Annotated in this window: 24 protein-coding genes; 4 read left to right on the forward strand and 20 right to left on the reverse strand. The window is 71.1% G+C overall.

All coding sequences use genetic code 11. From position 1 onward, the window contains the following. Nucleotides 1-335 precede the first annotated feature (335 nt). Nucleotides 336-1,844 carry a trypsin-like peptidase domain-containing protein gene (locus WMF20_RS30665; protein ID WP_437605428.1) on the forward strand — a complete coding sequence of 503 codons (1,509 nt, stop codon included), beginning with the start codon at nucleotides 336-338 and terminating at the stop codon, nucleotides 1,842-1,844. 215 nt (nucleotides 1,845-2,059) lie between these two features. Here WMF20_RS30665 and WMF20_RS30670 read toward each other — a convergent pair whose 3' ends face one another. Then, complete coding sequence (locus WMF20_RS30670; protein WP_437605429.1) at nucleotides 2,060-3,055, reverse strand: quinone oxidoreductase family protein; 996 nt, start codon at nucleotides 3,053-3,055, stop codon at nucleotides 2,060-2,062. Nucleotides 3,056-3,135: 80 nt separating this feature from the next. On the opposite strand from WMF20_RS30670, the gene WMF20_RS30675 reads away from it, so the two are divergent. Together WMF20_RS30675 and WMF20_RS30680 are read left to right on the forward strand one after the other, a co-directional pair. Then, nucleotides 3,136-3,999 carry a helix-turn-helix domain-containing protein gene (locus WMF20_RS30675; protein ID WP_437605430.1) on the forward strand — a complete coding sequence of 288 codons (864 nt, stop codon included), beginning with the start codon at nucleotides 3,136-3,138 and terminating at the stop codon, nucleotides 3,997-3,999. Nucleotides 4,000-4,294: 295 nt separating this feature from the next. Beyond that, a complete protein-coding gene (locus tag WMF20_RS30680) occupies nucleotides 4,295-5,080 on the forward strand; it encodes a YbhB/YbcL family Raf kinase inhibitor-like protein (protein WP_437605431.1) in 786 nt (261 codons plus the stop codon). Nucleotides 5,081-5,539: 459 nt separating this feature from the next. Here WMF20_RS30680 and WMF20_RS30685 read toward each other — a convergent pair whose 3' ends face one another. The 16 genes from WMF20_RS30685 to WMF20_RS30760 form a co-directional block, all read right to left on the reverse strand. Then, nucleotides 5,540-6,403: a hypothetical protein gene (locus WMF20_RS30685; RefSeq protein WP_437605432.1), complete on the reverse strand. Its 864-nt coding sequence runs from the start codon at nucleotides 6,401-6,403 to the stop codon at nucleotides 5,540-5,542. A gap of 24 nt (nucleotides 6,404-6,427) precedes the next feature. Further along, nucleotides 6,428-6,589 (reverse strand): hypothetical protein, encoded by a 162-nt coding sequence (locus WMF20_RS30690; protein ID WP_165374287.1) that lies wholly within the window; start codon nucleotides 6,587-6,589, stop codon nucleotides 6,428-6,430. After that, nucleotides 6,567-7,034 carry an RDD family protein gene (locus tag WMF20_RS30695; protein ID WP_129577728.1) on the reverse strand — a complete coding sequence of 156 codons (468 nt, stop codon included), beginning with the start codon at nucleotides 7,032-7,034 and terminating at the stop codon, nucleotides 6,567-6,569. Before WMF20_RS30695 ends, WMF20_RS30690 begins: the two co-directional genes overlap by 23 nt. Before the next feature lie 140 nt (nucleotides 7,035-7,174). Further along, entirely contained in the window at nucleotides 7,175-8,437 is a 1,263-nt protein-coding gene (locus WMF20_RS30700) for a glycosyl hydrolase family 8 (protein ID WP_437605433.1), read from the reverse strand. Nucleotides 8,438-8,617: 180 nt separating this feature from the next. After that, on the reverse strand, nucleotides 8,618-9,202 hold the full coding sequence (locus WMF20_RS30705; RefSeq protein WP_437605434.1) for a transposase: 585 nt from the start codon (nucleotides 9,200-9,202) through the stop codon (nucleotides 8,618-8,620). Nucleotides 9,203-9,234: 32 nt separating this feature from the next. After that, on the reverse strand, nucleotides 9,235-9,678 hold the full coding sequence (locus WMF20_RS30710; RefSeq protein WP_437605435.1) for an IS630 transposase-related protein: 444 nt from the start codon (nucleotides 9,676-9,678) through the stop codon (nucleotides 9,235-9,237). 78 nt (nucleotides 9,679-9,756) lie between these two features. Beyond that, a complete protein-coding gene (locus WMF20_RS30715; protein ID WP_437605436.1) occupies nucleotides 9,757-9,951 on the reverse strand; it encodes a ferredoxin in 195 nt (64 codons plus the stop codon). Beyond that, nucleotides 9,948-11,201 carry a cytochrome P450 gene (locus WMF20_RS30720; RefSeq protein ID WP_437605437.1) on the reverse strand — a complete coding sequence of 418 codons (1,254 nt, stop codon included), beginning with the start codon at nucleotides 11,199-11,201 and terminating at the stop codon, nucleotides 9,948-9,950. The genes WMF20_RS30715 and WMF20_RS30720 overlap by 4 nt, the downstream gene beginning before the upstream one ends. 291 nt (nucleotides 11,202-11,492) lie before the next feature. Further along, nucleotides 11,493-11,717, reverse strand: a complete 225-nt coding sequence (locus WMF20_RS30725; protein ID WP_437605438.1) for an RICIN domain-containing protein — start codon at nucleotides 11,715-11,717, stop codon at nucleotides 11,493-11,495. Between the two features lie 40 nt (nucleotides 11,718-11,757). Beyond that, nucleotides 11,758-13,122, reverse strand: coding sequence for a hypothetical protein (locus tag WMF20_RS30730; protein WP_437605439.1), 1,365 nt, complete (start codon nucleotides 13,120-13,122; stop codon nucleotides 11,758-11,760). Nucleotides 13,123-13,533: 411 nt separating this feature from the next. Continuing rightward, on the reverse strand, nucleotides 13,534-14,175 hold the full coding sequence (locus tag WMF20_RS30735; RefSeq protein ID WP_129577732.1) for a bifunctional 4-hydroxy-2-oxoglutarate aldolase/2-dehydro-3-deoxy-phosphogluconate aldolase: 642 nt from the start codon (nucleotides 14,173-14,175) through the stop codon (nucleotides 13,534-13,536). After that, entirely contained in the window at nucleotides 14,172-15,269 is a 1,098-nt protein-coding gene (locus WMF20_RS30740) for a PfkB family carbohydrate kinase (protein WP_437605440.1), read from the reverse strand. The genes WMF20_RS30735 and WMF20_RS30740 overlap by 4 nt, the downstream gene beginning before the upstream one ends. Nucleotides 15,270-15,370: 101 nt before the next feature. After that, a complete protein-coding gene (locus tag WMF20_RS30745; RefSeq protein WP_437605441.1) occupies nucleotides 15,371-16,993 on the reverse strand; it encodes an MFS transporter in 1,623 nt (540 codons plus the stop codon). A 38-nt stretch (nucleotides 16,994-17,031) separates the two neighbouring features. Continuing rightward, the gene (locus WMF20_RS30750) at nucleotides 17,032-17,805 is read right to left on the reverse strand and encodes an SDR family NAD(P)-dependent oxidoreductase (protein WP_129577734.1); all 774 of its coding nucleotides are present in this window, start codon (nucleotides 17,803-17,805) and stop codon (nucleotides 17,032-17,034) included. Further along, complete coding sequence (locus WMF20_RS30755; RefSeq protein ID WP_437605442.1) at nucleotides 17,802-18,920, reverse strand: hypothetical protein; 1,119 nt, start codon at nucleotides 18,918-18,920, stop codon at nucleotides 17,802-17,804. The genes WMF20_RS30750 and WMF20_RS30755 overlap by 4 nt, the downstream gene beginning before the upstream one ends. After that, the gene (locus WMF20_RS30760) at nucleotides 18,917-20,158 is read right to left on the reverse strand and encodes an enolase C-terminal domain-like protein (protein WP_129577736.1); all 1,242 of its coding nucleotides are present in this window, start codon (nucleotides 20,156-20,158) and stop codon (nucleotides 18,917-18,919) included. The genes WMF20_RS30755 and WMF20_RS30760 overlap by 4 nt, the downstream gene beginning before the upstream one ends. Nucleotides 20,159-20,988: 830 nt before the next feature. On the opposite strand from WMF20_RS30760, the gene WMF20_RS30765 reads away from it, so the two are divergent. Next, complete coding sequence (locus WMF20_RS30765) at nucleotides 20,989-21,858, forward strand: PAS domain-containing protein (protein WP_437605443.1); 870 nt, start codon at nucleotides 20,989-20,991, stop codon at nucleotides 21,856-21,858. A gap of 38 nt (nucleotides 21,859-21,896) precedes the next feature. On the opposite strand, the gene WMF20_RS30770 is transcribed toward WMF20_RS30765, so the two are convergent. The 3 genes from WMF20_RS30770 to WMF20_RS30780 form a co-directional block, all read right to left on the reverse strand. Beyond that, nucleotides 21,897-22,505, reverse strand: a complete 609-nt coding sequence (locus tag WMF20_RS30770) for an antibiotic biosynthesis monooxygenase family protein (RefSeq protein ID WP_437605444.1) — start codon at nucleotides 22,503-22,505, stop codon at nucleotides 21,897-21,899. A 38-nt stretch (nucleotides 22,506-22,543) separates the two neighbouring features. Beyond that, nucleotides 22,544-22,987: a hypothetical protein gene (locus WMF20_RS30775; protein WP_129577738.1), complete on the reverse strand. Its 444-nt coding sequence runs from the start codon at nucleotides 22,985-22,987 to the stop codon at nucleotides 22,544-22,546. A gap of 241 nt (nucleotides 22,988-23,228) precedes the next feature. Then, a complete protein-coding gene (locus WMF20_RS30780) occupies nucleotides 23,229-24,602 on the reverse strand; it encodes a GNAT family N-acetyltransferase (RefSeq protein WP_437605445.1) in 1,374 nt (457 codons plus the stop codon). Nucleotides 24,603-24,941: the final 339 nt, after the last annotated feature.

The raw sequence follows: 24,941 nt of genomic DNA on the forward strand, positions 1-24,941 counted from the left end.
ATGAGGCCCATGCCGCATATCCATTGGGACCGCGCCGCCGGGGAAACTAGAGTCCGACGCTGACCAGCTCTCGTGTCTTACGAAGCTTGAGCGCGTCAGTATCCGTAAGATGTCAGATTCGTGCTCGGTGCCGGATCGAGCGTTGATGCAGCCGTTCGAGATCGCTAGTTGATCCCCGCGCCGCGCCGCCCTCCTCGCGGGCTCGCGCGGCGGCTCGACTCGCTTCCTTGCGCCTCGGGTCGACGCGCGCCGCCGAGGAGCGCCCTCGCGGCACGGCCGCGGAGGGCGCCTCGCAGCGCATTCGATGTCCTTGCATTGCAACTCGGGAGTTTGCCATGAAGATATTTCGATGGATCGCTTGCACGGGTCTCGTGTTCGCCGGGACCGGCGTGGCTTGCGGGACGCCGGTCGATGACGAGGCCACAGGGGAGATCCGCTCCGAGGTCATCTACGGCGCCGACGACCGGGAGGAGCCGTTCACGTACTCGGATCCCGTGTGGGCGCAGCGCGTGCTGGATTTCACCGTGGCCCTGGTCCCCACCTCGGCGGTCGACGCCTCGGACCCGAACGACATCCAGATCGCCGGACCCGACTGGATCGGGCGCGACGACGTGTGCCCCGACGAGCGCTTCGCCACCCAGCCGGCGCTCGCCGACTGCAGCGGCACGCTGATCGACGACGACCTGGTGCTGACGGCCGGTCATTGCATCAACAACTGCGCCGACAGCCGCTTCGTCTTCGATTACGCCATCAACCCGTCCACCGGCCAGCTCAACCAGATCACCAGCGACGACCTCTACCGCTGCGTGGACTTCATCACGTGGTACCGGGACCCGAGCGGAGCGGACTACACGGTCGTGCGCCTGGACCGGCCGGTGGTGGGGCGGCAGCCCGCGGACGTGCGCGCGTCGAGCGCGCCGCTGGACGAGGAGACCGACCTCATCGTGCACGGCTTCCCCCGCGGATTGCCGCTCAAGCTGGCCGACGGCGCCAACATCCGCGATGCGAGCGACCCCGAGTTCTTCGTCGCGAACCTGGACACGTTCGTGGGCAACTCGGGCTCCGGCGTGTTCGATCTCGCCACGCACGAGCTCGTGGGCATCCTGGTGCGCGGCGCGGCGGATTTCGAGCCCGACCCGAACGGCGCCGGCTGCGTGCGCCCGAAGCAGTGCGCAGACGACGGATGCCGCGGCGAGGACGTGACCTACGCCCACCTCGCGGTCCAGGCCATGTGCGAAATGACGGTGTCCGACGTGTGCTCCTGCGGTGACGGCGCGTGCGGCCCGCTCGAGAGCCCGGCCTCGTGCGCGGCCGATTGCTCCTGCGGCGACGGCGTCTGCAGCACCGGCGAGAGCACCTCGTCCTGCCCGGCGGACTGCCGGCTGGAGGTGCTGTACGACGAGCACACGCCGCAGCCGAACTGGGTGACGCCGGGGATCCAGGTGCGCAATACCGGGACCGACAGCCTCTTTCTCTGGAATACGACGGTGCGGTATTATTTCACCAAGGAGCCGCCTGGCACGCTCGCGGCGGAGTGCTGGGGCTGCTCGACCACGCCGGCGATGACCTTCCATGAGGTGCCCGGCGGCGGGTGCGCGAACGCGACCCACTACGTCGATGTGGTGATCCCGGAGATCACGCTGGCGCCCTCGGGCACCACAGAGCAGTTCCGCGTCGCGTTCCACGCGTCCAGCTGGCAGGATTTCAATGAGGCGAACGACTACTCGTACGCCGGAGCCAGCTGGAACTGGGCGCCCAACCCGAAGATCACGATGTATCGGCTCGGCGTCAGGGTCTTCGGCGACGAGCCCTGTCCGGGCGTCTTCATCCCGCCTCCGAACTGAGCCGGCGTCGCTGCCCCCCTCCGCGCGCCGTTGCCCCCGTGGCCGAGATCAATAAGTTTGGCTAACTAATCGGCCGATCGGGGAGCCGCGAGCGCTGCCTCGCGCTGGCCCGGCGCTCGGGCCCGCGAGCGTGCAGCGCCGACCGCGTCGACGTCACGAACCCGCCCATGGGTCGTCGTCCGGCGACGCGGGGCAAAGGCGAGAGGCCCCGCGGCTCAGAAGCCGTCTTCCACGCGGATCGCGATCTTTCCGACGGTGCGCGCCGACTCGATGGCGCGGTGGGCCTGCGCGAGGTCGCGCACCGGGTAGGTCGCGCTGACGACGGGCCGGACGTGGCCTTGCGCCGCCAGCGCCGCGACCGCGGCCAGCGCGCGGCCCTGCGCGTGCGGGTCGAGCCGCCACAGCGAGGCGGCCCCCATCACGTGATAGACGAGCGACGCCGCCTTCATGAAGAGCCGATCCGCGACCGGCGCCGGCGTCGGCACGATGCTCACCACGGTGCCCATCGGGGCCACCGCGTCGAGCGCCTGATCCAGCGCGCTGCCGCCGGCATTGTCGAACGCCGCAGCGACGCCCGCCCCGCCGGTCAGGTCCCGGCAGGCCTGCCCGACGTCCTGCGCGGCGTGATCGAGCACGACCGCGGCGCCGAGCTCGCGGCACAGCGCCGTCGACGCGGGCCGGCTGGCGGTCGCCACGGCGCGCAGCCCGAGGTGCCGGGCGAGCTGGAGCATCAGGTGCCCCACCCCGCCGGCGCCCGCGGTGATCAGCACCGTGGCGCCGGCCGCGGGCTGCGCGCGGGCGAGGCATTCCCAGGCCGTGACGCCGGCCAGCGACAGGCACGCGGCCTCCTCGTGCGACAGGGCCGGCGGCTTGCGGGCGAGGGTGCGGCCGTCGATCACGGCCAGCTCGGCGTTCGCGCCCTGCCCGAACAGGCTGGGCGAGCCGAACACCTCGTCGCCGACCGCGAACCCCTCGACGCCGGGGCCGACCGCGTCGACCACGCCGGCGACGTCGTAGCCGAGCACCAGCGGGAGCTGCCGCTCGATGCGGCGCGGCCCGGGCGACGGCGAGCGCGCCCGCACGTCCGCCGGGTTGATCGACGACGCGATCACCCGCACCCGCACCTGATGCGGCCCCGGCGCCGGGTCGGGCAGCTCCAGCGGCACGAGCTGCGAGGCGTCGCCGTGGCGATGGATTCCGATTGCCTTCATGCGCTTCGCTCCTCACGATCGGCGCCGACGTCCGCGGCGCCGGCGCAAGGTGATCACCGGCGGCCGGCGCGTATTGAACGATGTCGACATCGAGGCTCGCCACCGCCGCCCGCGAACGCCGCGCGTCGCCGCTCCTCGCGCACGCCGCGCCCGGCGCCGGCCAGCCCGGGATCACCGGGCTCGTCGACGTGGCGGGGAGCGTCGCGTCGTGGGGGCCGCCGGCGCCGCGCGCGCTGCCGTCGCTGCACGCGGTCCTGAGCATCGGCCTGATCGGCGAGATCCAGAGCGAGCGCGACGACCGGGCGGGCGGCGCGGTGTGGCTGTCCGGGGTCGCGACGCGGCCGTTCGGCTACCGGCTGCCGGCCGAGCTGCACGCCGTGATCGTCCTGCTCGAGGCGTGGGTGATCCCGGCGTGGTTCGGCCTCGACGCCGGGCGCCTCGTCGACCGCCGCATCGATCTGCGCGACGCGATCGGCGCGGCCCGGGTGGCGGGGCTGCTCTCGGCCGTGCGGCGCGAGGGCACGCCGCACGGCCGCCTGCTCTCGGTGCGGCGCTGGGCGGCCGCACTGCCGCCGCGCGCGGCGGCGCCGGCCCCCGCGCTGCGCGACGCGAGGCTCGTCGACCGGGACGCGGCTGGCCTCGCCCGCGCGCTCGGCGTCTCGCTGCGCCAGTCGGAGCGGCTGCTGCAGCGCCACCACGGGGTGACGCTGCGCGAGATGAAGGGCATCCGGCGCTTCCAGCGCGCGCTGGAGCATTTCGACGAGGGCCTGTCCTGGGCCGCGCTGAGCGCCGACGCCGGGTTCGCCGATCAGAGCCACCTGTGCCGCGCCGTGCGCCGGTACGCCGGCATGACGCCCGCGGCGCTGCGGCGCGCGGCCGGGGCCAGCCTGATCGCGCCGCTGTACCGGCCGCTGATCTGCCGCGACCGGTTCGTCGCCCTCTGAAACCGCGAGGAAGGGCCCGCGCTCGGCGACGGCGGCCATCCCTGCAAATCTCCTCCGACGCCGGACGCGTGCGGCGGAGCTGTAGAGATGAAGCGTGTCGACACAAAGCATGTGCGGCGGAGCTGTAGAGATAAAGCGTGTCAACACAAAGCATGTGCGCCGGAGCTGTAGAGATAAAGCGTGTCGACACCGGACGAAGTCCCGGGAAATCTCCCACTGAATTGAGATTCTTTTTTTTCACAGAGCGAAGCGACTGCCATCGCGAGCGAAACCTGAACGTGACATCATCCCGCCCATGCGAACCATCACGGATAGGCTCATTCGCAGCCTTGGAATTCTCATCCTCACAAGCGTACCGCTCGCAACACTGAACTGCTCCGACGATGACACCGGGCCGTCGGGCGACGGCGGGGGCTCCGCGACGAGCACCGGGACCACGAGCGGCCCCGGCAGCACCAGCAGCACGACCTCGGCGAGCTCCACGACCACGGCGGCGACGACGGGGACCGGCGGCGCGGGCGGCGCGGGCGACGGCGGCGGCGGCGACGCGGGCGGCGCGAACGACGGCGGCGGCGGCGCGTCCTCCGCTGAATTCGCGATCACGAGCCCCAACCACGAGGAAGGCGACGAGTTCGCCGACAAGTACACCTGCGCGGCGGCCGGCTTCAACGGCAGCCTCCTGCCGGAGCTCAACTGGACCGCTGGGCCTCCGGGCACGAAGAGCTACGCCATCACCTTCATCGACGTCACCCTGGCGCACAAGACGCCGCCCAACATGAACGGCTATCACTGGGTCATCTACAACATCCCGGCCAACGTCACCTCGCTCCCCGAGGAGTTCAAGGACGCGGCGTCGATCGGCGCCAAGCAGAACAGCAACTACCTCGGGCCTTGCCCGAATTTCGGCGGCGGGAGCGCCAACACCGACACCTACGAGTTCACGATCTACGCGCTCGCGGAGGACTCGATAACGATCGCGGGCACGGGCACGGCCGCGGTCAAGGACGCGGAGACAAAGCTCGAGGCGAACAACCTGGCGAAGGCGAAGCTCACCGGCACGTCCAATGCCTCCCCGCCCTGACGAGCGATAGCGGGCCTCGACGCGCGTCGAGGCCCGGGTCCTCCGGCGTGATCTGCCGCTCTTCCGACCGGCCGGCCCAGAGACCGGCTGCAGATCCGCTGCGCGCCGTGCTCCCCTGCTCCGCGGGGTCGGCGAGCGCCGGAGACCCCTGAGCAGGCACAGCACATCGATTAGTTTGCCTAACTAACACGGGGACGGCGCACGTCAAGGACGCGTCGCGGGATGCTCGAGCGCGGGCGCCGGACCTTCACCGCATTGCCGCGACCCAGGTCGGATTGCCACGCTCCGGTCGCATCCTGCGCTGCCTCGCCGGTCAACGCGCCGCGCGCGTCCCCGAGGCGAGGCTCCTCATGCAGGACTTGAGGGCCTCGCGCAGGGTGGCATGCGTGCCGAGGGCGCGGATGTCGATTTGGTCGGCTCATCCGCGCTGCCGCGCGGGCAGCGCGCGCCGCCGGCGGCTCACGCGACGGGGAATTGCTCCGCGACCCAGTCCCGCCAGCCCGGCGGCATGCGCGTGGCCTCGAGGTAGCGGCGGAGCTGGAGGGCATCGTCGAAGGCCGACATCCCCCACAGGCGGAACGCGTCGACATAGCCCATGTCGTCGTCGAAGGAGTCGGCGAAGTCGGCGAGCGACAGGCCGAGCTGCCAGGGCGCCTGCACCTGCCCGGCGCAGAGCAGGCGGGCGAGCGACAGGAGCCCGCGGCGGGGCTCGATCGTGCCGACGTCCCCGGTCTCGAGCGCCTGTGCGCACGCTCGCCAGGACTCCGGCACGCCGGGAGGCGTCCATTCGCTGCCTCTCCGCAGCTCGGCGACCTGCCGCGACCAGAACCAGAGCTCACGGGTGTTGTAGCGGGCCGCGTCCTCGGGAGCCGGGCAACGCGCCCACGGCCAGCTCACCCCTGTCTGCTGGCCAAGCCAGGTGACGAAGGCGACGTCGGACGCGATGAGGCCCTGCTCCAGGAGCGCCGAGCGGCGCTGGGCCGCCGCGGTCGGATCGTCCTCGTCGCTGTCGTCTTCGTCGCTGTCGTCTTCGTCGCTGTCGTCGTCGCTCCGCTCCGCGGGGAACAGGACCTCGTGAACGACATCTGCCCAGCTGACTGGAGCGGGCGGGTGGCGCCGCAGGTAAGCGATGCGGGTCTCGGGATCCGGGGCGAGCTGCTCGAGGAAGACGCTCCACATCCCCATCCAGTCTTCCCCGGCGCCCATGCGCCAGCCGAGGGTGTGGCGCTCGTAATCGGGGAAGCGCGCCCACGGCGGGGCGAGATCGCCGCGCGCGTCGAGGTGCTCGCGGAGGCGGGTGCGACAGCTCTCTTTCCAGCTCATGACGGCAGCATACGCCACAATGCGCTAGCCGCCCGGGCGGCGGCGCGGGCTCGCGGAGGTCGCGAAGCGGCCGCCGACGGCGATGTGACCGCGGTAGCCGCGCTCGCGGAGGGCGACGGCGAGCGCGAGCGACTCCTCCGCGCGCCGCTGTCCTGGATGGCCCTCACCGGTCTCGACGAGCTCCACGGTCCCCTCCCCCGACGCGCACCACCCGCGTACCGCCCGCGAGCAGGTCGTGCTTGCCCTGGCGGAGCGGGCTCGAGCGGATCGTCAGGGCGATCCACGTCCAGGCGGCGAGCGCGAGCAGCGGCCCGAGGAGCGGGATCGAACCGACGATCGTGAATGCCTCGCGGAGCAGCGCCTGCTTCAGCGACGGCCGGCCGCCGTCCGGGCCGACGACCCGCAGGCCCAGCGCGAGCTTGCCGGGCGTCGTGCCCGCCGCGGCGTCGAGCAGGGTGAAGTACGCGAGGACGAGCGCGGAACCGAGGAGCAACCAGTCGAAGCCGAAGCCGATCAGCTGGCCGAGACCGACGTCCATGGCGGCGAGGAGGAGGACGTCGATCCCGCGCGCGGCGATGCGGGAGGAGAGCTCGGCGGGGACTGGCGAAGCGACGGACGAGACAGCGGACATGATGGCCTCCGGAACAGGGCGGGCGGCAAAGCCGTCCGGAGATGAGACCCGGCCGCCGCGCGAAACTCATCGGTCCGCGCTAGAAAAAAGAAGAGGCGCAGCCGCCGATGCAGGCCCGTCCGGCGCGGCGCTCCGTTCGATCACGGCGTCAGCCAGTTGCGTGAGACGCACAGCATCGACAGCAGCTTGAGCGTGTCGCCGTAATAGTCCTCGGTGGGCGCGGTGGAGACGATCTCGTTCCACAGGCGGTCCAGCCACGCCTGACCGCCGGAGTCGGTGGTGGCCGCGACCGCGAACGGGGCCATGAACACCATATCGTTGTAGGGCTCGATCGCGCGGCCGGCGAGGGTGTAGCCGGCGCGGATGTTGCTCGGATTCCCCCCGGTCTTGCCGCGGATCCAGCGGCTGATCCTGCTGGCCGCGTCGCGCGAGCGGGCGTCGCCGCTGATGGCGGCGTCGATGCCGAGGCGCCACGGCACGCGGGCCGCGTTCCAGGAGTAGCTGCCGTCGTGCGGCGCCTCGAGGAAGTTGGCGTCGGCGGGGCGAGGCGTCGCGTGGGTGTTGATGATGAAGTCGGGCAACAGGCCGGTCGAGCTGGCGTACCGATTCTGCATCGTCTCGATCAGCGCCTGGTGCGCGCTCAGCACCTGCGACCAGTCGGCGCCGGCGCGGCCGATGAAGCTGCGGAAGTGGCCGAGCATCCAGTCGGAGCTGCGCGTGGCATAGTAATACTTCGTGTCCTCCGGCCACTTGATCCAGTCGCCGAGGTTGACGAGCCGCGTGGTCGGGTTGACGTTGCTCGCCGCGATCGCGTTGAGCACGCGGGTGGCCTCGGACGCGTAGTCGATCGCGCCGCTGGAGCCCCATTGCTCGTCCGCGAGCAGCAGCGCGTAGGCGATGTCGAGATCGCCGTCCGTGGCCGAGTCGTGGTCGAGGATGTCGCTGCATCTGGAGTCCTGCGCCCACGCCATCAGGTCGGGGTTGTTCTGGCTGGGGTGACGGCGGTTGTAGCGGTGCAGGCCGTCGAAGATCGTCCGCGCCTGGGCGTCTTGCCCGGCCATCATCGCGGCGATCAGCATGCCGTACCCCTGGCCCTCGGACACGACGTGAGCGCCGTCGCCCGTGCTGGCCCGGACGCGGTATTCGCCCGGCTGACAGCCGGGCTCGACATAGCGACTCTTCCACTGCCAGTAGAAATTCGATGTCGCGCTGTCGGCCGCGGCCTGGCCGGCCGACACGCGCAGCGTCGATGGATGGTAGGCCTGATGGTGGCTACCGAACGGGTGGTTCTGGGCATGCGCGCTGCCGGCGGCGCAGAGCAAGCTCAGCGTCAGCCCTTGCAGGACCCGCTTCAACGCTCCGGTCCGTCGTGACGAGGAGACCGTCGAGGGTGACATGAACATGGAAGCAGCCTCCGATCGGAGAAGGGTTGTCCGAAACGACAGCGTGAGCAGCGACGAACGCGACGGAACGGCCCGCGCAGGGCCGCTCCGCTTCGTCAGCCATGTTCCGGGAGGAGCCCAGGAGTCACGCTGCCAGGCTGAATGCCGCCGGAGGGGAGCCTCCTTCAGAAAATCTGCCCCCTAGAGCGGTTTTCGTTCGAGTGCGGTACACCCAGCATTCGGCGGGGCATGGGCTCGACCAACGCGCGCAGGAGCCTGCGACCGGACTGGGCGCCGCCGAGTAGGACGACGAGGTCGTCGGACGTAGCCTTTCAGCGCGAACCAGCCCTGCGCGTCCTGTCGGAAGACCTTGTCGACCCCCCGGACCATCGCGTCGTAAACCGCCGGCACGGTGCGCGGAGCGGCGGCGCGAAGTGCCTCCTTGACCTTGGAGCCGCAGTTCTCCACCGGCGACAAGTCCGGCGAGTAGGCGGGCAGAATCCAGTAGCGGACGCCTCGGGTACGAAGCGCCTGGCGCACGCCACGTAGGCGATGCGCGCCAAGGCCGTCGACGATGACCACGTCTCCGGGCTTCAGCTCGGGCATGAGCACCTGGCGCACGTAAACGTCGAAGTGCTCACCGTTCATCGGCCCCTTGAAGGCCCACGGTGCGACGACACCTCGCAAGCCAAGCCCCATCACCAGCGTGATGTTCGGGTCCGGATTGGCGGGGACTTTGCCGTACGCGCGCCTCCCACGAGGCGCACGCCCATGACGGCGCGCCATGCCCAGATGAGCGCCGAATTCGTCAACGAAGATCAGCCGACGCGCACCCGCCGCCCGCGCTCGGCGGCGGAACCTCCGACGCGCGACTTGGACATCGGGCCTGTCCTGTTCGCTTGCACATAGCGTCTTTTTTTTCGTGTCAAACCGAGCCGCATCAGCGCGCGGCACATCGTCGGGCGGCTCACGCGCGCCCCCGTGCGATGCTCCAGCAGCTCGATGAGCTCATCCAGGGTTCGGTCGTTTTTCTCGTCGACGAGCGCTCGTAGCTGCTGCGCTCCGGCCTCGTCGATCTTCGAGGCCCTTCCGCCACCGTGCGGACGAGGCGCTACGCTCGCAGTCGACCGCTCGAGACTGAGATACTCCTGCACAGTGCTGAGAACGACGGCGAAACGCGCGGCGATTTCTCGCATGCTTCCCTCGCCGTTGCGGTAGGCGTCAACGATCCGCTGTCGCAGGTCGACACTGTACGGTCCCATGGGCGTAGCCCACGCAGCCTGCGTGCCATCACCCTACCGGACGTGCTCTGCTTGCACCGAACCCGAACGAAAACCGCTCTAATCCACGATCGCGAGCGCTCGCCTCGGGCACGCCCGCACCGCGCGCTCGATCTTCGGGCGCAGCGCCGGGTCCACCTCGGTCAGGAGGACGTGGAGCCGATCCTCCTCGTCCACGCGGAAGGCCTCCGGGGCGGCCCGCATGCAGGCCTGGTTGGCCTCGCAGAGCTCCCGGTCCACGACGATCCGGCTCATCGGGCCACCTCGGACGGCGCCGCGGGCGTCACCGCCACGCGCAGCGACGAGAGCTTGCGGAGGGTCGGGTGCCCCGCGTACGTCGGCGCGCCGATGACCCGCATGTCCGCGGTGCGGCGGAGCAACGTCCCGACGGCGATCTCCCCCTCGAGCCGCGCGAGCGACGCGCCCAGGCAGTAGTGCGGCCCGAGGCCGAAGCTCAGGACCTCGTCGTGCTGCCGCCGCGGGTCGTAGCGATCCGCGTCGGGGATGGCGCGAGGATCGCGCAGCGCCGCCGGCAGGATCGCGACGATGGTCGACCCCCTGGCCATGCTCACCCCGCCGATCTCGACGTCCTCCGTGCAGTACCGCACGATCCCTCCCTTGCCGAAATTGTCGAAGCGCAGGAGCTCCTCCATCGCGCTGCGCAGGAGCGCGGGCTCGGCCCGCACCGCGGCCGCGCGCTCGGGCACGCAGAGCAGCGACATGACGCCGAAGCAGATGAAGTGCACCGTGGTCTCCGAGCCGGCGGCGATGATGGCGGCGACGAGCCCGAGCATCTCGTCCTCGCTCAGCCGGTCCCCCTCGGCCTCGGCGCGGAGGAGCGTGCTCAGCAGATCGTCGCCGAGGCGGCTGCGCCGCTCGGCGATGAGCTCGCGGAGCAGCGCCATGCCCGCGGGCACCGGGGCGACGACCGCCGCGTACGCCTCGGGGGTGAGGCGCGGATCGACGGTCTTGATGAGCGCCTCGCCGAAGTCCCGGAAGGTCTTCTCGTGCTCGCCCGGGATGTCGAGCATCGCGGAGATGACGCGCAGGGGGATGAGGTCGGCGAACTCCGCGATCTCGATCTCGCCCTTGCCCTCGAAGGGCGCGAGCGCCTCGTCGACGATGCGCTGGATCGTCGGCCGCAGGCGGTCGCACGCGCGCGGGGTGAAGGCGGGGCTCACGGCCCGGCGGACGCGCGCGTGGTCCCTGGGGGCGAGGCGGAACAGCGACCGCTGGAACGGCCCGCGGATCGCCTCCGGCAGCGCCGCATCCGGCGCGGGCAGCCCGGCCGCCACCGGATCTGTCGCGAGGCGCGGATCGCGCAGCACGGCCGCCACGTCGTCGAAGCGGCTGACCACATAGGACTTCGCGTCCGGCCAGAAATACACCGGCGCGGCCTCGCGCAGCTCCGTGTATGCGGGGTACGGGTCCGCGTCGAACCCCGGCGCGTCCGGCTTGAGGTGGAGCACCGGACATCCCTTGGCGGCTTGATTCGGCGTCATCATCGTCGCTCCTTCGCCTGCAGAGACGGGCGCCCCTCCGGCCTCCGCCAGCGCCCCTCGCCGCCAGCGTGGCCGGCGAGCGAGCCCGCCGTCCCGGCGGCCAGCATACTCAGGAATCGAGCGGGGAACGCAGCACGAAGACCCCTGAGCAGCGCTCCGACGCGGCAGGGGACCTGTCCTCCCACAGGAGATTTCTCCATGGGCGGAGCGGGCGGATGGCGCCCGCCGGCGAAGGGCCGTGCCCCGCGCGGGGGTGGGGCGCTCTGCCTCGGCTGCGTGGCGCGCGGTGCTGCGTCACCAGCTCTCCCCTTGCTGGTTGCTGCCGCCGTTGCAGGCGAACTGCTTCACGGCCGCGCCGTCGGCGGTCGAGCCGCTGACCACGTCGAGGCACTTGCCGCTGTGCCGCGCGGCGAGCCCGTCGTATCGTCGTCCTTGAACAGCGTGATGTCGCGCGACATCTGCCCGAGCGGGCGGAAGCTGCCGTGGTAAGCGTAGCTGCCGTCGATGAAGCCCGCGCACGGAGACCGTTCGCGCCGCCCCAGACGCGCCCGCGCGCCGCTCAGAAGAAGCTGTAGAGCGACAGCTTGAAGCGCTCGTTGGTCGCGGTCACGTCGTCGGCGAAGGTCTGCTCCGAGCGCTGAAACGAGAGGCCCGCCCGGACGGCCGGCGTGATGTCGACGAACAGGTTGCCGTCGATGTAGCGCGACTCGCTGAACGCCGTGCGGAGGGCGCTGTAGCCGTTCTCCGCCGTGATCCGGTCCGACCAGCCCTGGGTGTAGTTGGCGGAGATCGAGACGCGCCCCGAGGGGGGCAGATAGTACTGGAGCCCGACCATCATCCCTCGCCAGCCGATGGTCTTCAGGTTCCCGTTCGCGTCGTACACCGCGAGGCCGTTGTCGATGTTCGGCGTGTAGGCCGCGCCGTCCGGGAGCGGCGGGTTCGGCACGTTGTTCGCGACGCCCACCATGTCCGCGATGCCCGTGCCGGAGAAGAACGAGCCGGTCAACGTCAGCGCATTGCCGGGGTCATCCAGCGCGCTGGCCGGGATGAGCGGGATCAGCGCGTCGACCGAGATCCCGTAGCCGGTGGCCGACCTCGAGTAGATCGGAGCGGCGGTGTGCTCGGCCACCTTGAAGTGACGGAGCGCCCCAGAGACGCCGATGGTCAGCGGGTCGATCAACATCCCGCCGGCGCCGAGCGTGTGAATCCCCTTCCAGCCGTTGACCCCGAAGCGGAGCCCCGCCTGGATGTCCGGGATCTCGGAGTCGCGCTGCGGCGGCTTCACGGCGGCCGCCGCGAGCTCGAAGTTCACAGGGTCCGACTTGAAGGTGTGGCCGACGCGCAGCTGCGGCATCCTGCCGAAGACCTGGTTCATCACCGGGAAGAACGACGTGGTGGCCGGGAAGAAGAACGGCTGCCAGCCGAACAGGTGATAGGTCTGGCCGATCACCACGTCGACATAGTCCGATTCCACCTTGATGTTCGCCTGCCGCAGGCGGAAGGTGCCGTTGCTCACCAGCGAGGCTTCCGAGACGGTGGGCGGCTGGTTGCCGAAGAAGTCGAGCTCCAGGACGGCAGTGGCCTTGATCCCCTCGTACTCGGGCGCGCTCACCTTGACGCCGAGCCTGGAGTTCCGCGTCGTGAAATGCGTGCGGCCGTGCGTGCCCGCATAGGTGTCCTCGCGCTGGATCACCGTGGCCCCCACCGACTCGCCGAAGCTCTGGGTGGAGTCGTGCATGATGTCGAACTCCGCCATCCCGTAAACCGTGGCCTTGAACTTGGAGGTCACGGGAACGGCGGCCGGCACGGGCGGCTTGGCCGACTCCGCGGGGGGAGCCGGCGGCGGGGCCGCGGCCGCAGGCCCGGTGCCCGCCATCGGCGGCGGCGTGGCCGGCGCCTGCGTGCCGGTCGGCAGCTGCGTCATGCCGGCGTCCGGCGCCTGGGGGGCTTGCGTCGCCGCCGGCGCGGCCGCCGGAGCAGCCGCAGCCGCCGGAGCGGGCGCAGCCGCCGCGGGCGCAGCCGCCGGAGCAGGCGCAGCCGGAGGAGGCGCCGCGCCCCGCGGCGGCGCCGGCGGGGGAGCCTGGCCGTGCGCGGCCGCCGCCACGAAGAAAATCGACGCACCGAATAGGTTCGCAACCTTCGATTGGTTCATGTCCGAAGCCCCTGGTTATCGACGGCGCCGGGAATCCTCGCTGGCGCCGCAAGCCATTGATTTCATTGCACTTTTTCTCTGAACTACACCGGACGGATCACGGCCCGGCGTCGCGTCGATCTCTGCCCGGCAGCGCGGGAGAGCTCGACGCGGCGAACGGCGCTTACGTTTTCCTGTGCCCCTTCAGGCCTGGCGGGCTGCTTCGCGGAACGCGCGGGCGCGGGCGACGAGCTCCTCGCGCCGCCCCTCGCGCAGGAGCTTGAGGTCCACGAGATTGCTGCCGACGCCGACGGCCACCGCGCCCGCGGCGAGGAACGCGCCCAGGTTCTGCAGCGTCGCGCCGCCGGTGGGCATGAGCGGGATGTGCGGCAGAGGCGCCTTGAGCGACTTGAGATACGACGCCCCGCCCAGGGCGTCGCAGGGGAACACCTTCACGACGTCCCCGCCCGCCCGGTGCGCCGCCACGACCTCGGTCGGCGTGAGCGCGCCGGGCGCGCTCACGACGTTCATCGCGAGGCACGCCTTCACCGTCGCCTCGTCGAGCGCGGGGCTGACGACGAAGCGCGCCCCCGCCTCGACGCACGCCTCGGCGGTGCGGGCGTCGAGCACGGTGCCCGCGCCGACCAGGGCCCGATCGCCGTGGCGCGCCGCGACCTCGCGCACGACCTCGACCGCGCCGGGCACGGTCATCGTGATCTCGAGGACGTCGATCCCTCCCTCGAGGAGGGCGTCGACCGCCTGGAGCGCCTCGTCGGCCGAGCCCGCGCGCACGACAGGCACGACGCGCGTGCGACCGATCCACCCCAGCACGTCTTGCTTGTTCATCGATCCACCCGGGCCGTGCCCATCTTCATCGCCTTGAGTACCTCGTCGAGGGTCGCCATCGTGGTGTCGCCGGGCGTCGTCATCGCGAGCGCCCCGTGCGCCGCGCCGCAGTCGACCGCCCACTGCGGCCCCTTGCCCTCGAGGAAGCCGTAGATCAGGCCCGAGGCGAACGAGTCGCCGCCGCCCACGCGGTCGTAGATCTCCAGATCCTTGCGCTCCGGCGCCTGGTAGAGCCGGCCGCCCTGGTACAGCACCGCGCTCCAGTCGTTGCGCGTCGCCGACGTCGCCACGCGCAGCGTCGTCGCGACCGCCTGGATGTTCGGGAACGCCTCGATGACGCGCTGGATCATCGCCTCGAACGCGCCGACATGGAGGTTCTTGTGCCCCTCGTCGAGGTCCTCGACCTCGAAGCCGAGGGCCGCCGTGAAGTCCTCCTCGTTGCCCAGCATCACGTCGACGTACGGCGCGAGCGCGCGGTTGACCTCCCGCGCGCGGGCCTGGCCGCCGATCGACTTCCAGAGCGAAGGGCGGTAGTTCAGATCGTAAGAGACGACGACCCCGTGCCGCCGGGCCGACTCCATCGCCTCCTTGGCCACGCCCGGCGTGGTCTCGGAGAGCGCGGCGAAGATGCCGCCGGTGTGGAACCACCGCGCGCCCTCCCGGCCGAAGATCGCGTCCCAGTCGATGTCGCCGGCCTTCAGCTGCGACGCGGCGGTGTGGCCGCGGTCCGAGACGCCGACCGCCCCCCGGATGCCGAAGCCCCGCTCGGTGAAGTTCAGGCCGTTGCGCACGGTCCGCCCCACGCCGTCGTGGGGCACCCAGCGCAGGTGCGAGAGGTCCACGCCGCCCTGCAGCATGAGGTCCTCGATGAGCCGCCCGACGGGGTTGTCCGCGAGGGCGGTCACGATCGCCGACCTGAGCCGGAAGCAGCGGCGGAGGCCGCGCGCGACGTTGTACTCGCCGCCGCCCTCCCAGGCGTGGAAGCCGCGGGCGGTCGAGATCCGACCGTGGCCGGGATCGAGGCGCAGCATGACCTCGCCGAGGGAGACGAGGTCCCAGCGGCATTCAGCAGGATCGCGGAGCGTGATGGACATGGTTTACCGATAGGAGGGCTGGCCGCGTGACGGAAGCCCCGAATCGAGGAGGTGGGCCCGAAGGGCCGAGCAGAGGCGATGGGGCTCGCCGAGGGCGGGGATCACGGGCTGCCTCCCGGCGCGCGCGTCGACTGCACCTCGGTGGCGGACGGGCCGATGTAGCCCTTGGCGCCGGCGCCCTTCGACTCGACGATGGGCCGCCCGTCGCGGTCGAGCTTGACGAGCTCGGCCTTGGTCCCCTGGGCCGTCGGCCAGAGGTACCAGCGCGCGTCCATCCAGCCCACGTGCGCCGCGGGGCCTTCGACCGGCGCGCCCGTCGCGCCGAGCTGGCCGGGCCGCGTCGCGCGGTAGTCGTCGACGGAGGCGTACGGAGGACGGTTGAGGGCGAGCTGCAGGCCCGCGATGCTGGCGAGCATCGCCAGGCCGCCGGCGACGATCGCCGCCTGCGGCACGCGCCGCTTGGGCGTGACCGGCTCGACCCGCGGCAGGAGGAGGTGCAGCACGAGCAACCCGACGAGGTACAGGCTCCCCGCGAGCAGGAACGGCAGGGCGTACGAGCCGGTGAGCGTGAGCGACCGGCCCACGAAGATCTGGAAGATCGCCCCGCCGACGACGCCGAAGGCGGTCTTGATGCCGACCACCGTCGCCATCGCCGGGCGAGGCAGGGTGTCCGAGACCAGCGTGTAGAGGTTGCTGCTCCAGCCCTGGTGCGCCGCCGCGGCGAGCGAGATGAGCGCGACCGCGACGTACACCGACGGGATGCCGGCGACGCTCGGGACGTCGACGAGCTGCCCGACCGCCATGACGGGCACCGCGGCGAGCGCGCAGGCGAGCATCGCGAGCTTCCGCGCCGCGCCGACCGAGCGGCCGCTCGCGATGAGCTTCGAGGAGAGCCAGCCGCCGCCGACCGCGCCGACGTCGGCCACGATGAACACGACCGGGATCGCGTAGCCCATGAACGTCGGCGTCAGCTTGAACTCGCTGACGAGGAACTTCGGCAGCCAGGTGAGGTAGAACCACCACGGCGCGTCGGTGAAGAACTTCGCCATCGCGACCGCGTAGACGGGCCGCATCCCGAACACCTCGCTGACGCCGAGCGACTCGGTCGACTCCTTCGCGTCGGAGCGGATGTGCGCGAGCTCCTCGGGCGACACCTTCGGGTGCTCCTCCGGCCGCCGGTAGAGGCGCGTCCAGAAGAAGATCCACACGACGCCGATCCCGCCGAGGACGAGGAAGCAGGCGCGCCAGCCGTACGCCTCCGCGATGCGCACCGCGAGGAGCGGGGCGAGGATGGCGCCCACGTTCGACCCGCAGTTGAACAGGCCGGTCGCGAGCGCCCGCTCCTTCTTGGGGAACCACTCCGCGACGGTGCGGACGGCGGATGGGAAGTTGCCCGCCTCGCCGACCCCGAGCAGGAAGCGGATCGCGGCGAAGCCGCCGAAGCTGCCGACGAAGGCGTGGGCCGCGGAGGCGATGTTCCAGACCAGGAACGTCGCGCTGAGCCCCTTGCCGGTGCCGACGCGGTCGATCCAGCGCCCGACGAACACCATGCCGAAGCCGTACGCGAGCAGGAAGCTCACGTTGATGAGCGCGAGGTCCGTCGGCCCGAGGCGCAGCTCGTTCTCGAAGAACGGGACCAGCAGCGAGAAGAGCTGCCGATCGAGGTAGTTGATCGTCGTCGCGAAGAAGAGGAGCGCGCAGATGGTCCAGCGGGTGCGCGTCATCACGCCGCCGCTCGCCGGGACCACAGGAGAAGCAGCGGTCACTGGTTCACCCCCGAAGCCAAGAAGCCACCGTCGACTGCGATGCTCGTGCCGGTGATGAAGCTCACCGCGTCAGAGCAGAGGAAGAGGGCCGCGCCGATCAGCTCCTGGGTCTCGCCGAAGCGGCCGAGCGGCGTGCGGGCGAGCAGCTCCCGCCCGCGCGGGGTGCCGTCGAGGAGCGCGCGGTTGAGGTCGGTCACGAAGACGCCGGGCACGAGGGCGTTCGTGCGGATGCCGTGCTTCGCCCACTCGGCGCCGAGGCTGCGGGTGAGCGCCATCACGGCCGCCTTCGACGCGCCGTAGGCCGCCACCTCGTGGAAGGCGACGAAGCTCGACAGCGAGGCGATGTTGACGATGCGGCCCCGGCCGCTCTCGCGCAGCGGGTGATAAAACGACTGGCAGGCGCGGAGCATGCCTGTGACGTTCGTGTCGAGCAGGCCGTTCCACTCGGCGTCTCCGACCTCGGCCGTGGGCGTGCGGAACGTCCTGCCGGCGCAGTTGACGAGGATGTCGACGCCGCCGAGCGCCTGGACCACGCCGTCGCGCAGGGCGTCGAGGGACGCCCGGTCGCTCACGTCGCACGTCGCCTCGAGCGAGCGGACGCCCCGCTCGCAGATCTCGCCATAGACCGCGCGGGCCCGATCGGCCCGGGTGCCCGAGGCGACGGTGTGGACCCCCGCCTCGGCGAGGCCGAGGGCGATCGCCCGGCCGATGCCGGAGGTGCCGCCGACCACGACGGCCCTGCGGCCCGCGATGTCGAAGAGTTTGGTCATGCTCCCAGCCATTCCCCGGCGATGCCGCCCAGGAGCGCGCGCGCGTCGCGCTCGATCTGCGCGTCGGTCGGCGGGACGGGCATCGCCCCATAGCGTCGCGAAAGCGCATTGGCGATCGACCGCCGCGAGTGGCGCCACTTGTAGATCAGCTGATCCAGGACGCGCGCGTCGGAGTGCTGCGGCACGAAGGTCGGCCCCAGCATCTCCAGGCGCATCGAGGTCGTCTCCTCGATGAGGCTCGGGTTGTTCATGAACCACCAGCACCCGAACGGGAGGACGTTGGCGAACTTGCGCGCCACGACGCAGAGGCTGTGCGTGTTCTCGCGCGCGAGCGTCGTGACGAGGAAGCGGACGTCGGGGTTGTCGCCGGCGAGCCGCTCGAGCGGGGTGAGGTCGACGGTGCTCACGCCGTCGCCGGCCACGCCGAGGCGGGGGTTCACCGCGCGCCGCACGCCGACCATCATCGCGAACGGCAGGCCGTGGGCCCGGCACGCGTCCAGCACGGCCCGGGGCGGGGCCGCGACCTCGTTGACGGAGATCGCGAGGTAGCGCGGCCGCATGCGGGCGATCCAGCGGTCGAGCTCGGCCGCGAGGTCGTTCGCGGAGACGAGGCGGTCGATGCGCAGCGCCGTGTAGAACCGCGGATCGGGCTCGACGCCCGCCTCCCAGATCGCGCGCTCCGCGGGGTCGGTCGGGTCGTTCGTCATCGCGAGCGCGCTCACCCCCGCGAGGCGCAGCACGTCCTCCAGGTGATCCTCGGCCTTGCGGCCGGCGAAGAAGGCGCGCGCGTCGCGCAGGTTGGGCGCGGCGGGGTCGAGGCCGAACGCGTCGAGCACGGTGGCGACCCCCGCGGTCGCCTCGGACAGCGGCGATCGGCGGACGAAGAGCGCCTCCCACACGAGGTCGGCCTGCGCCTCCTTGTCGCGCGCGTAGAACGCCTCGGGCGTGACCTTCGGCTCGGCGCGCAGGGTCTCGGCGACGAGATAGTGATACGTCAGGAGCTCGTCGACGCCCCAGAGGTTCAGCGCCTGGAACTGGGGGGCGAAGAGGTGGGTGTGGAGATCGATGATGGGCGCGGCGTCGATCGCCTTGGCAACGCGCTCGGCGAGGGTCATCTCGGCACCTCGGGGATCCGGTCGTCCTTTGGATCGGCCCAGCGCTCGTTCGGCACGGTCGCGCACCAGGCCGGGCGCAGGGGATCTTTGTCGTAGGGATAGGGGCCCAGGCGGCGGTATTCCTCGGCGTAGCGGGCGACCTTCTCGCGATCGAGGCGGACGCCAAGGCCGGGGCCGTCGGGCACGCGGATGCGGCCGTTCTGGTAGGGGAGCGGGCCTCCGCGGATCACGTCGTCTTTCAGGTGGTGGTAATGCGCGTCGGCGGCGAACGAGAGGTTCGGGATGACGGCGCCGAGGTGCAGCATCGTCGCGAGCTGCACGCCGAGCTCGCCCGAGGAGTGGACGGCGACGCCGAGGCCGAAGGTCTCGCAGATGCCCGCCGCCTTCACGCACGGCCGGATGCCGCCCCAGAACGTCGTGTCGAGCAGGATGACGTCCACCGCCGTGTCCAGCACGTTCGCGGCGAGCTGCTCGAAGTTCACGACGACGGTGTTCGTCGCGAGCGGCATCCGCACCTTCTCTCGGGTGCGCCGCATCGCGTGCAGGCCGAAGACGGGATCTTCCAGGTAGTCGTTGTTCAGGTCCTCGATCGCCTGACCGAAGCGGATGCCCTGCTCCGTCGACCAGACGGCGTTCGGATCGAAGCGGACGCGGTCGTCCGGGAAGGCGTCGGCCACCGCGCGGTAGCACTCGAGCTCGTAATCCGGGTGGAACACGCCGCCCTTGAGCTTGTGCGAGGTGAACCCGTGCTTCTTCTTCAGCGCCCTCGCCTCCTCGACCAGCTGCTTCGGGGTGCGGACCTCGCCCGAGCCGTCCGCGTTCGGGTAGCGGAAGAAGAGGTAGGACGCAAAGGGCACCTCGTCTTGCAGCTTGCCGCCGAGCAGATCGTAGACCGGCACGCCGTAGGCCTGTCCGAGCAGGTCCAGGCAAGCGAACTCCAGCGCGGCGAGGATCTGGGTGCGGTTGTTGTAGAGGGAGGCCGTCGGGTTCGCGATCTTGAACCGCATCTCCTCGAGGCGGGCCGGATCGTGGCCCGCGAGGTAACCCTTCATGGCGCGGAACACGGCCTCGGCCGACTCGCCGCCGCCGCCCATCTCGCCGAGGCCGATCAGCCCGTTATCCGCCTCGACCTCGACGAGCGTGCGCACGAAGCGGCCCCAGTGGCAGCCGTTGGCGTGGCGCAGGGGCGCCTCGAGGGGGACGGTGACGGTGGTGGCGCGAATGTCAACGATTCTCATGCAGGACGGGGCTCCCGGGGCCCCAGCGTTCTGATGGGTTGGACTAGAAGCTCTCGATAATCAGCGACACCTGCATGGCCCAACATCGCCCGATCGGCTGAAGCGTACAGCGACTGGATCGGCAGCGATGAAGGCGAAAATTGCAGCGAACCCGTGGTTCACGAAGGCCTGCTGCGAGGCGCCGGTGAATTCCCTGACCTCGGAGGTTTGATCACGCTTCTATCCGAAACGTGCGAGGTCCGCCACAGCGCCGACGACAGCGCGCGAGGAGCTCTCCGGGAGGCGCTCTGCGACGGTGCGATAGAGAGATCGCCAAGGACACCGCGAGAAGAAATTTCTGGGTTCTCGCGACACAAGCTCGCAGGCGGGCGCGGTCGTCGCCCGGCCCTTCGGCTTGCTGCCGGCGAGCAGCCCCCCGCGAGAAGGCGCCGTGGAGCGCCGCGCTGATGCCGAGCTCGGCCAGCGCCGGGGCGATCTCCGCCTCGGGGCCGCGGCTCGCGAGCGAGCGCTCGATGCGGCGGCGGCGGCGGCGAGCGAGCGCGCGGCGCGGCTCGGCCCCTCCGACGCGAGCGCGGCGTGGCGTGGCTCCTGCGCGCGCTCGACGCGAGCGCGGGAGCTCGAGCCGCGCGCGCCTGCTGCGCTCGCGCGGCGTCGAGCCTTCTCGTAAATGTGTAGCGTGGGCTAGAAAGACGAAGTACGTCCACGCCGTCATGGCGTGCTCCAACACGTCTTCGCCATTCGGCGCATGATCCTGGCGGCTTCTGTCCTTGCGGAGCCATCCCCGATGGCCGATAACGAGAGGCTGGCCGGGGGGAGATCGGCGTTTCTGCATGGCGTTCACGCTCCCCTGCCTCGACGTCTCGGACTGGAAGACATTCGAGCTCCTCCAGCTCGTCATCGACACCATCCCGGATCCCATCTTCGTCAAGGATCGGCAACACCGCTGGATCGCGTGCAACCCGGGCTTCTGCCGGCTGATCGGGCAGCGCTACGAGGACCTGATCGGCCGGAGCGATCCGGATTACTGGCCGAAGGAGCAGGCCGATCTCTTCTGGAGCTACGACGATCTCGTCTTCAACTCCGGTGAGCCGAGCGAGAACGAGGAGCACGCCACGGGCGCGGACGGGGTGACGCGCACGATCTGGACCCGCAAGTTCCCCATGAAGAACGCGCAGGGCGAGGTGGTCGGCCTCTGCGGGCTCATCACGGACATCACCGATCTGAAGCGGCGGCACATGGAGGCCGAGCGGATGGCGGCGGAGAACCGGGAGCAGCGCGCGATCATCGACGCGCAGGCGGCGCTGCTCGATCGCATGGCGATGCCGGTCATCCAGATCTGGCAGGGGATCCTGCTGATGCCGCTGGTCGGGGAGATCAACGACCGGCGCGCGGCCCAGGCGCTGGAGAGCATGCTGGTCGCCATCGGGCAGCGAGGCGCGGAGTTCGTGATCCTCGACATCACCGGCGTGCCGGTGATCGACACCGCCGTGGCGCGCCACCTGATTCGCGCCGTGCAGGCGGCGGAGCTGCTCGGCTGTCGGAGCGTCATGGTGGGCGTCGGCCCGGACATCGCCAGGACGCTGGTGAGCCTCGACATCGACTTCAGCCGGATCACCACGCAGGGCACGCTCCAGAGCGGGCTCGCCTTCGCGATGAGCCGCCTCGGCGCACAGCGCGCGGCGAGCGCGCCCGCCCGCTGACCCTGGACCGTAGCGGGCGCGACCGACGCGGCGTCAGCTCATCGCGTCCTGGCGTCGGTCGCCTGGATGTGGAGGGCCCCCTCCGCCATCGTCACCTCGTCGGCCCTGGCGGCCTCCCAGTGGGTGACCGCATAGTTCGGCAGGAGCAGCTCGTTCACGGCGTCCATCGCCGCCAGGTGGGCGGGGCTCATGACGAACTCGTACATCGCCTCGGTCGACGACCAGACGGCCAGCGTGCGCCCGGAGCCGCAGGACGGCGACTGCGCCAGCTGGATCGCCACGAGGCCGGGCTGAGACGCGAGCTGCGCCTGGATCGCGCCGAAGTACTGCACGTATTTCTCCATCACGGCCTCTCCCGGCCTCGGCATCCCGTATGTCGCGCTGACCGTGTACGACGAGCCCTCCGGGGGAGGCAGGAGCGCCCCGGTCGCGGGATCGACGCCAGGCCCGCTCAGCTGGTCGGCCTCCAGGTCGGCCTCGAGCACGCCGCCCGTGCACCCGGCGGGGGGCGCGTCGGAGGGCGCGTCGGAGGGCGTCGCGCCGGTGTCGGAGCCACACCCCGAGAGGAGCGCCGCGAGGACCGCGGCGGCCAGCGCGCGCGAGGAGCGCTCGAGGGTCTCGTTCAACGTACGTGTCGTCGTGGTCATGGTCGGGGTCCTTTCTGATTCGGGCGCTGCCCGGGGGCTCAGTCGGCGCGCGAGACGACCCCGAAGACGAGCTCGGGGAACGTCCGCGCGAGGCGGCTTGAATGGAAGTTCGTCCTGCGTCCCATGCTCCGCACCTGCACCGGGGTGCCGGGCGGCGGGGCGTCGCCGACCGTGACAGCCCACGTGAGGGCCTCGCCGGCGCGCACGGCGAAATAGGTGTACGAGCCGGCCGGGAGGCGCTCCTCGACGCGGCCGACGAGGAGCGCGCGATCGGCGGCGGACCGGGAGAGCTGGCCGAGCGGGCTCGCGGCCACCGCCGCGAGGGGCCCCGCCGCCGTGCGAGGCCTGTCGTCCAGCGCCCACGCGAGCGCGAGGAAGAGCGCCGCGAAGACCATGAGACCGAGGAGCGGCTTCACGAGCCGGCGAAAGGCGGATCGCGGCGCAGAGCTCCGCGCCAGAGGGGCAGAGGAGACGGGCGTCATCGGTGACTCCTTGTGGGCGCGCCCCGGCGCCCCCCGCGGGGCCGCCGTTGCGTGGCCGAACGAACCTCCGTTCCCGGACGCCCGCGGAACGTTCAATCGGCGCCGCGCTTTCGCTCATGGCGGCCCCCCAGGAGCCGAGAGGGCCGACAACGCATTGCGTCAAGCTCGATGGCTGGTCAAGGCTCGCGGGGTGACGGCGGGGCGATAGAGGCCCTAGGGAGGCGCCGCGGCGCGCGGCGCGCTACGGGGCCACGGCGTGCGCGGAGCTCGCGGCCTCGCCGCCGCGGGCGGCCTCGCCCGCGCGCGCGGCCGCTCCGGGGCGCGCGGTCCTGCCGGGGTGCGCGGCTGCTCCGGGGTGCGCGGCCCTGCCGGGGTGGGCGGCCTCCGCCTCGTCCGCCGCGCCCTCCGCCTCGATCTGCGCCGCCGGGGCCGGCTCTCCCCGAAGGAACCGCCGCACCCGCTCCCTCAGCGCGAAGCGATCGAGGCCCTTCCTGATCAGCGCAGCGCCGGTCCAGCAGGCCGCGTGCGTGACGTACGGGACGACCGTGGAGGCCGACTTGCGGACCAGCCGGACCGTCAGCTCGTCGTAGGAGCGCGTGGAGAACAGCCGCTTGTACTCGCTGTCTCCATAGCCGAAATCGAGCGTCCTCGGGACGCCGTCGGCGCACAGGTCCTCGAGGATCATGAGGAGCAGGACGGTGCCGGGCTGATACGGCGCCCACGCGGGATCGTAGCCCACGCGCTCGTAATGATAGGTGCCCTCGTCCAGCAGCCCGACCACGAAGGCGATGGGAGCGTCGCCGTCCGAGAGGAGATAACCGCGCAGCCAGCCGCGCTCCGCGAGCGCCTCCAGCTTGCGCCGCGTGGCCTGCTCGTCCACCGATTGCCCGAGGCACCTGCCCTGCCAGCTCCGCGCCGCGACGATCCCCGCCTGCTCGAGGAAGCGCGGCAGCTCTTCCTTCCGCGTGACGCACTGGAGCCTCAAACCGTGGGTCATGGCGCCCCGGAGGCGCTTCACCTTGTACCTCAGCGTCCGGCGCGTGCGGCCGCTGAACTTCGCGAGGTACGCCTCGAAGCTCCCCGGCAGATCGACGAGCCGGCGCGGCGTCACCCCGGCCAGCGTGTCGACCCAGAACTCTCGGCGCACCTGCGGGGAGCTCCGGAGGAGCCGCAGGAGATCGGACGCGACCGGCAATCCCTCGATGAAGATCATCTGGTAAGGCACCTCCGCGGAGAGGATCGCCTGGAGGAGCGCCGCCTGCTCGACCGGGTCGTCCGGCCCGAGCCAGTCGGTCCCGCAGAACACCGCCCGCCGGACCGGGAACGCGCCCACGGACAGGTAACCAAGGCGGCAGCGCCAGGTCCATTCCTGGAGCAGGAACGGCGCCGCGCCGACCAGCGTCCCCTCATCGGGGTCGAACAGGGCCGCGACCATCATGCCGTCTCCCGCCCACCCCGACGAGCCCGTCCGGGCCATCTCCTCTGCCTCGATGGCGATGTGCTCCAGCCGATGATGCAGCTGCCCTCGCGCCCGCGCGCGACGGCAGCGCTCCCACACGGCCGCGAGCTCGGCGAGCTCCGCCCTCCTGCACAGGATTCGTGTCTGATACCGCATAGGGTCCCCCTCCCCAGGATCAACAGAGCACTCGACGCCGAGCGCGGACGTCCCGCGCGCGCACCGGTCGCGACGGCGAGCGCGCGTCGAGGGCGCCCCGTCCGCTCGGCGGCGGCAAATCCTGCGATTGGCGTCGTTTACGTCGTTTACGTCGTTTACGTCGTTTACGTCGTCTACGTCGATCGCCAATGACAGAGGTCTGATGTTGATCAGGCAAGAAAGTCTATTCGGGAACAGACATCATGCAAGGGAAAGCACGGCTTTCCGGTACGAGCCTCTCGATGCCGACGCCATGCGCTCTCGACATGCGTCCGCGCCTCGGCGTGAGATCTCTCGGTC

Source organism: Sorangium sp. So ce834 (assembly GCF_051521425.1).
Classification (GTDB): domain Bacteria; phylum Myxococcota_A; class Polyangia; order Polyangiales; family Polyangiaceae; genus Sorangium; species Sorangium cellulosum_D.

What these genes read in the sequence shown, in the direction of transcription:
- WMF20_RS30665 (WP_437605428.1), top strand. Translation starts at nt 336, where the DNA reads ATGAAGATATTTCGATGGATCGCTTGCACGGGTCTCGTGTTCGCCGGG.
- WMF20_RS30670 (WP_437605429.1), bottom strand. Translation starts at nt 3,055, where the DNA reads ATGAAGGCAATCGGAATCCATCGCCACGGCGACGCCTCGCAGCTCGTG.
- WMF20_RS30675 (WP_437605430.1), top strand. Translation starts at nt 3,136, where the DNA reads ATGTCGACATCGAGGCTCGCCACCGCCGCCCGCGAACGCCGCGCGTCG.
- WMF20_RS30680 (WP_437605431.1), top strand. Translation starts at nt 4,295, where the DNA reads ATGCGAACCATCACGGATAGGCTCATTCGCAGCCTTGGAATTCTCATC.
- WMF20_RS30685 (WP_437605432.1), bottom strand. Translation starts at nt 6,403, where the DNA reads ATGAGCTGGAAAGAGAGCTGTCGCACCCGCCTCCGCGAGCACCTCGAC.
- WMF20_RS30695 (WP_129577728.1), bottom strand. Translation starts at nt 7,034, where the DNA reads ATGTCCGCTGTCTCGTCCGTCGCTTCGCCAGTCCCCGCCGAGCTCTCC.
- WMF20_RS30700 (WP_437605433.1), bottom strand. Translation starts at nt 8,437, where the DNA reads ATGTTCATGTCACCCTCGACGGTCTCCTCGTCACGACGGACCGGAGCG.
- WMF20_RS30705 (WP_437605434.1), bottom strand. Translation starts at nt 9,202, where the DNA reads ATGGCGCGCCGTCATGGGCGTGCGCCTCGTGGGAGGCGCGCGTACGGC.
- WMF20_RS30710 (WP_437605435.1), bottom strand. Translation starts at nt 9,678, where the DNA reads ATGGGACCGTACAGTGTCGACCTGCGACAGCGGATCGTTGACGCCTAC.
- WMF20_RS30715 (WP_437605436.1), bottom strand. Translation starts at nt 9,951, where the DNA reads ATGAGCCGGATCGTCGTGGACCGGGAGCTCTGCGAGGCCAACCAGGCC.
- WMF20_RS30720 (WP_437605437.1), bottom strand. Translation starts at nt 11,201, where the DNA reads ATGATGACGCCGAATCAAGCCGCCAAGGGATGTCCGGTGCTCCACCTC.
- WMF20_RS30730 (WP_437605439.1), bottom strand. Translation starts at nt 13,122, where the DNA reads ATGACGCAGCTGCCGACCGGCACGCAGGCGCCGGCCACGCCGCCGCCG.
- WMF20_RS30735 (WP_129577732.1), bottom strand. Translation starts at nt 14,175, where the DNA reads ATGAACAAGCAAGACGTGCTGGGGTGGATCGGTCGCACGCGCGTCGTG.
- WMF20_RS30740 (WP_437605440.1), bottom strand. Translation starts at nt 15,269, where the DNA reads ATGTCCATCACGCTCCGCGATCCTGCTGAATGCCGCTGGGACCTCGTC.
- WMF20_RS30745 (WP_437605441.1), bottom strand. Translation starts at nt 16,993, where the DNA reads ATGACGCGCACCCGCTGGACCATCTGCGCGCTCCTCTTCTTCGCGACG.
- WMF20_RS30750 (WP_129577734.1), bottom strand. Translation starts at nt 17,805, where the DNA reads ATGACCAAACTCTTCGACATCGCGGGCCGCAGGGCCGTCGTGGTCGGC.
- WMF20_RS30755 (WP_437605442.1), bottom strand. Translation starts at nt 18,920, where the DNA reads ATGACCCTCGCCGAGCGCGTTGCCAAGGCGATCGACGCCGCGCCCATC.
- WMF20_RS30760 (WP_129577736.1), bottom strand. Translation starts at nt 20,158, where the DNA reads ATGAGAATCGTTGACATTCGCGCCACCACCGTCACCGTCCCCCTCGAG.
- WMF20_RS30765 (WP_437605443.1), top strand. Translation starts at nt 20,989, where the DNA reads ATGGCGTTCACGCTCCCCTGCCTCGACGTCTCGGACTGGAAGACATTC.
- WMF20_RS30770 (WP_437605444.1), bottom strand. Translation starts at nt 22,505, where the DNA reads ATGACCACGACGACACGTACGTTGAACGAGACCCTCGAGCGCTCCTCG.
- WMF20_RS30775 (WP_129577738.1), bottom strand. Translation starts at nt 22,987, where the DNA reads ATGACGCCCGTCTCCTCTGCCCCTCTGGCGCGGAGCTCTGCGCCGCGA.
- WMF20_RS30780 (WP_437605445.1), bottom strand. Translation starts at nt 24,602, where the DNA reads ATGCGGTATCAGACACGAATCCTGTGCAGGAGGGCGGAGCTCGCCGAG.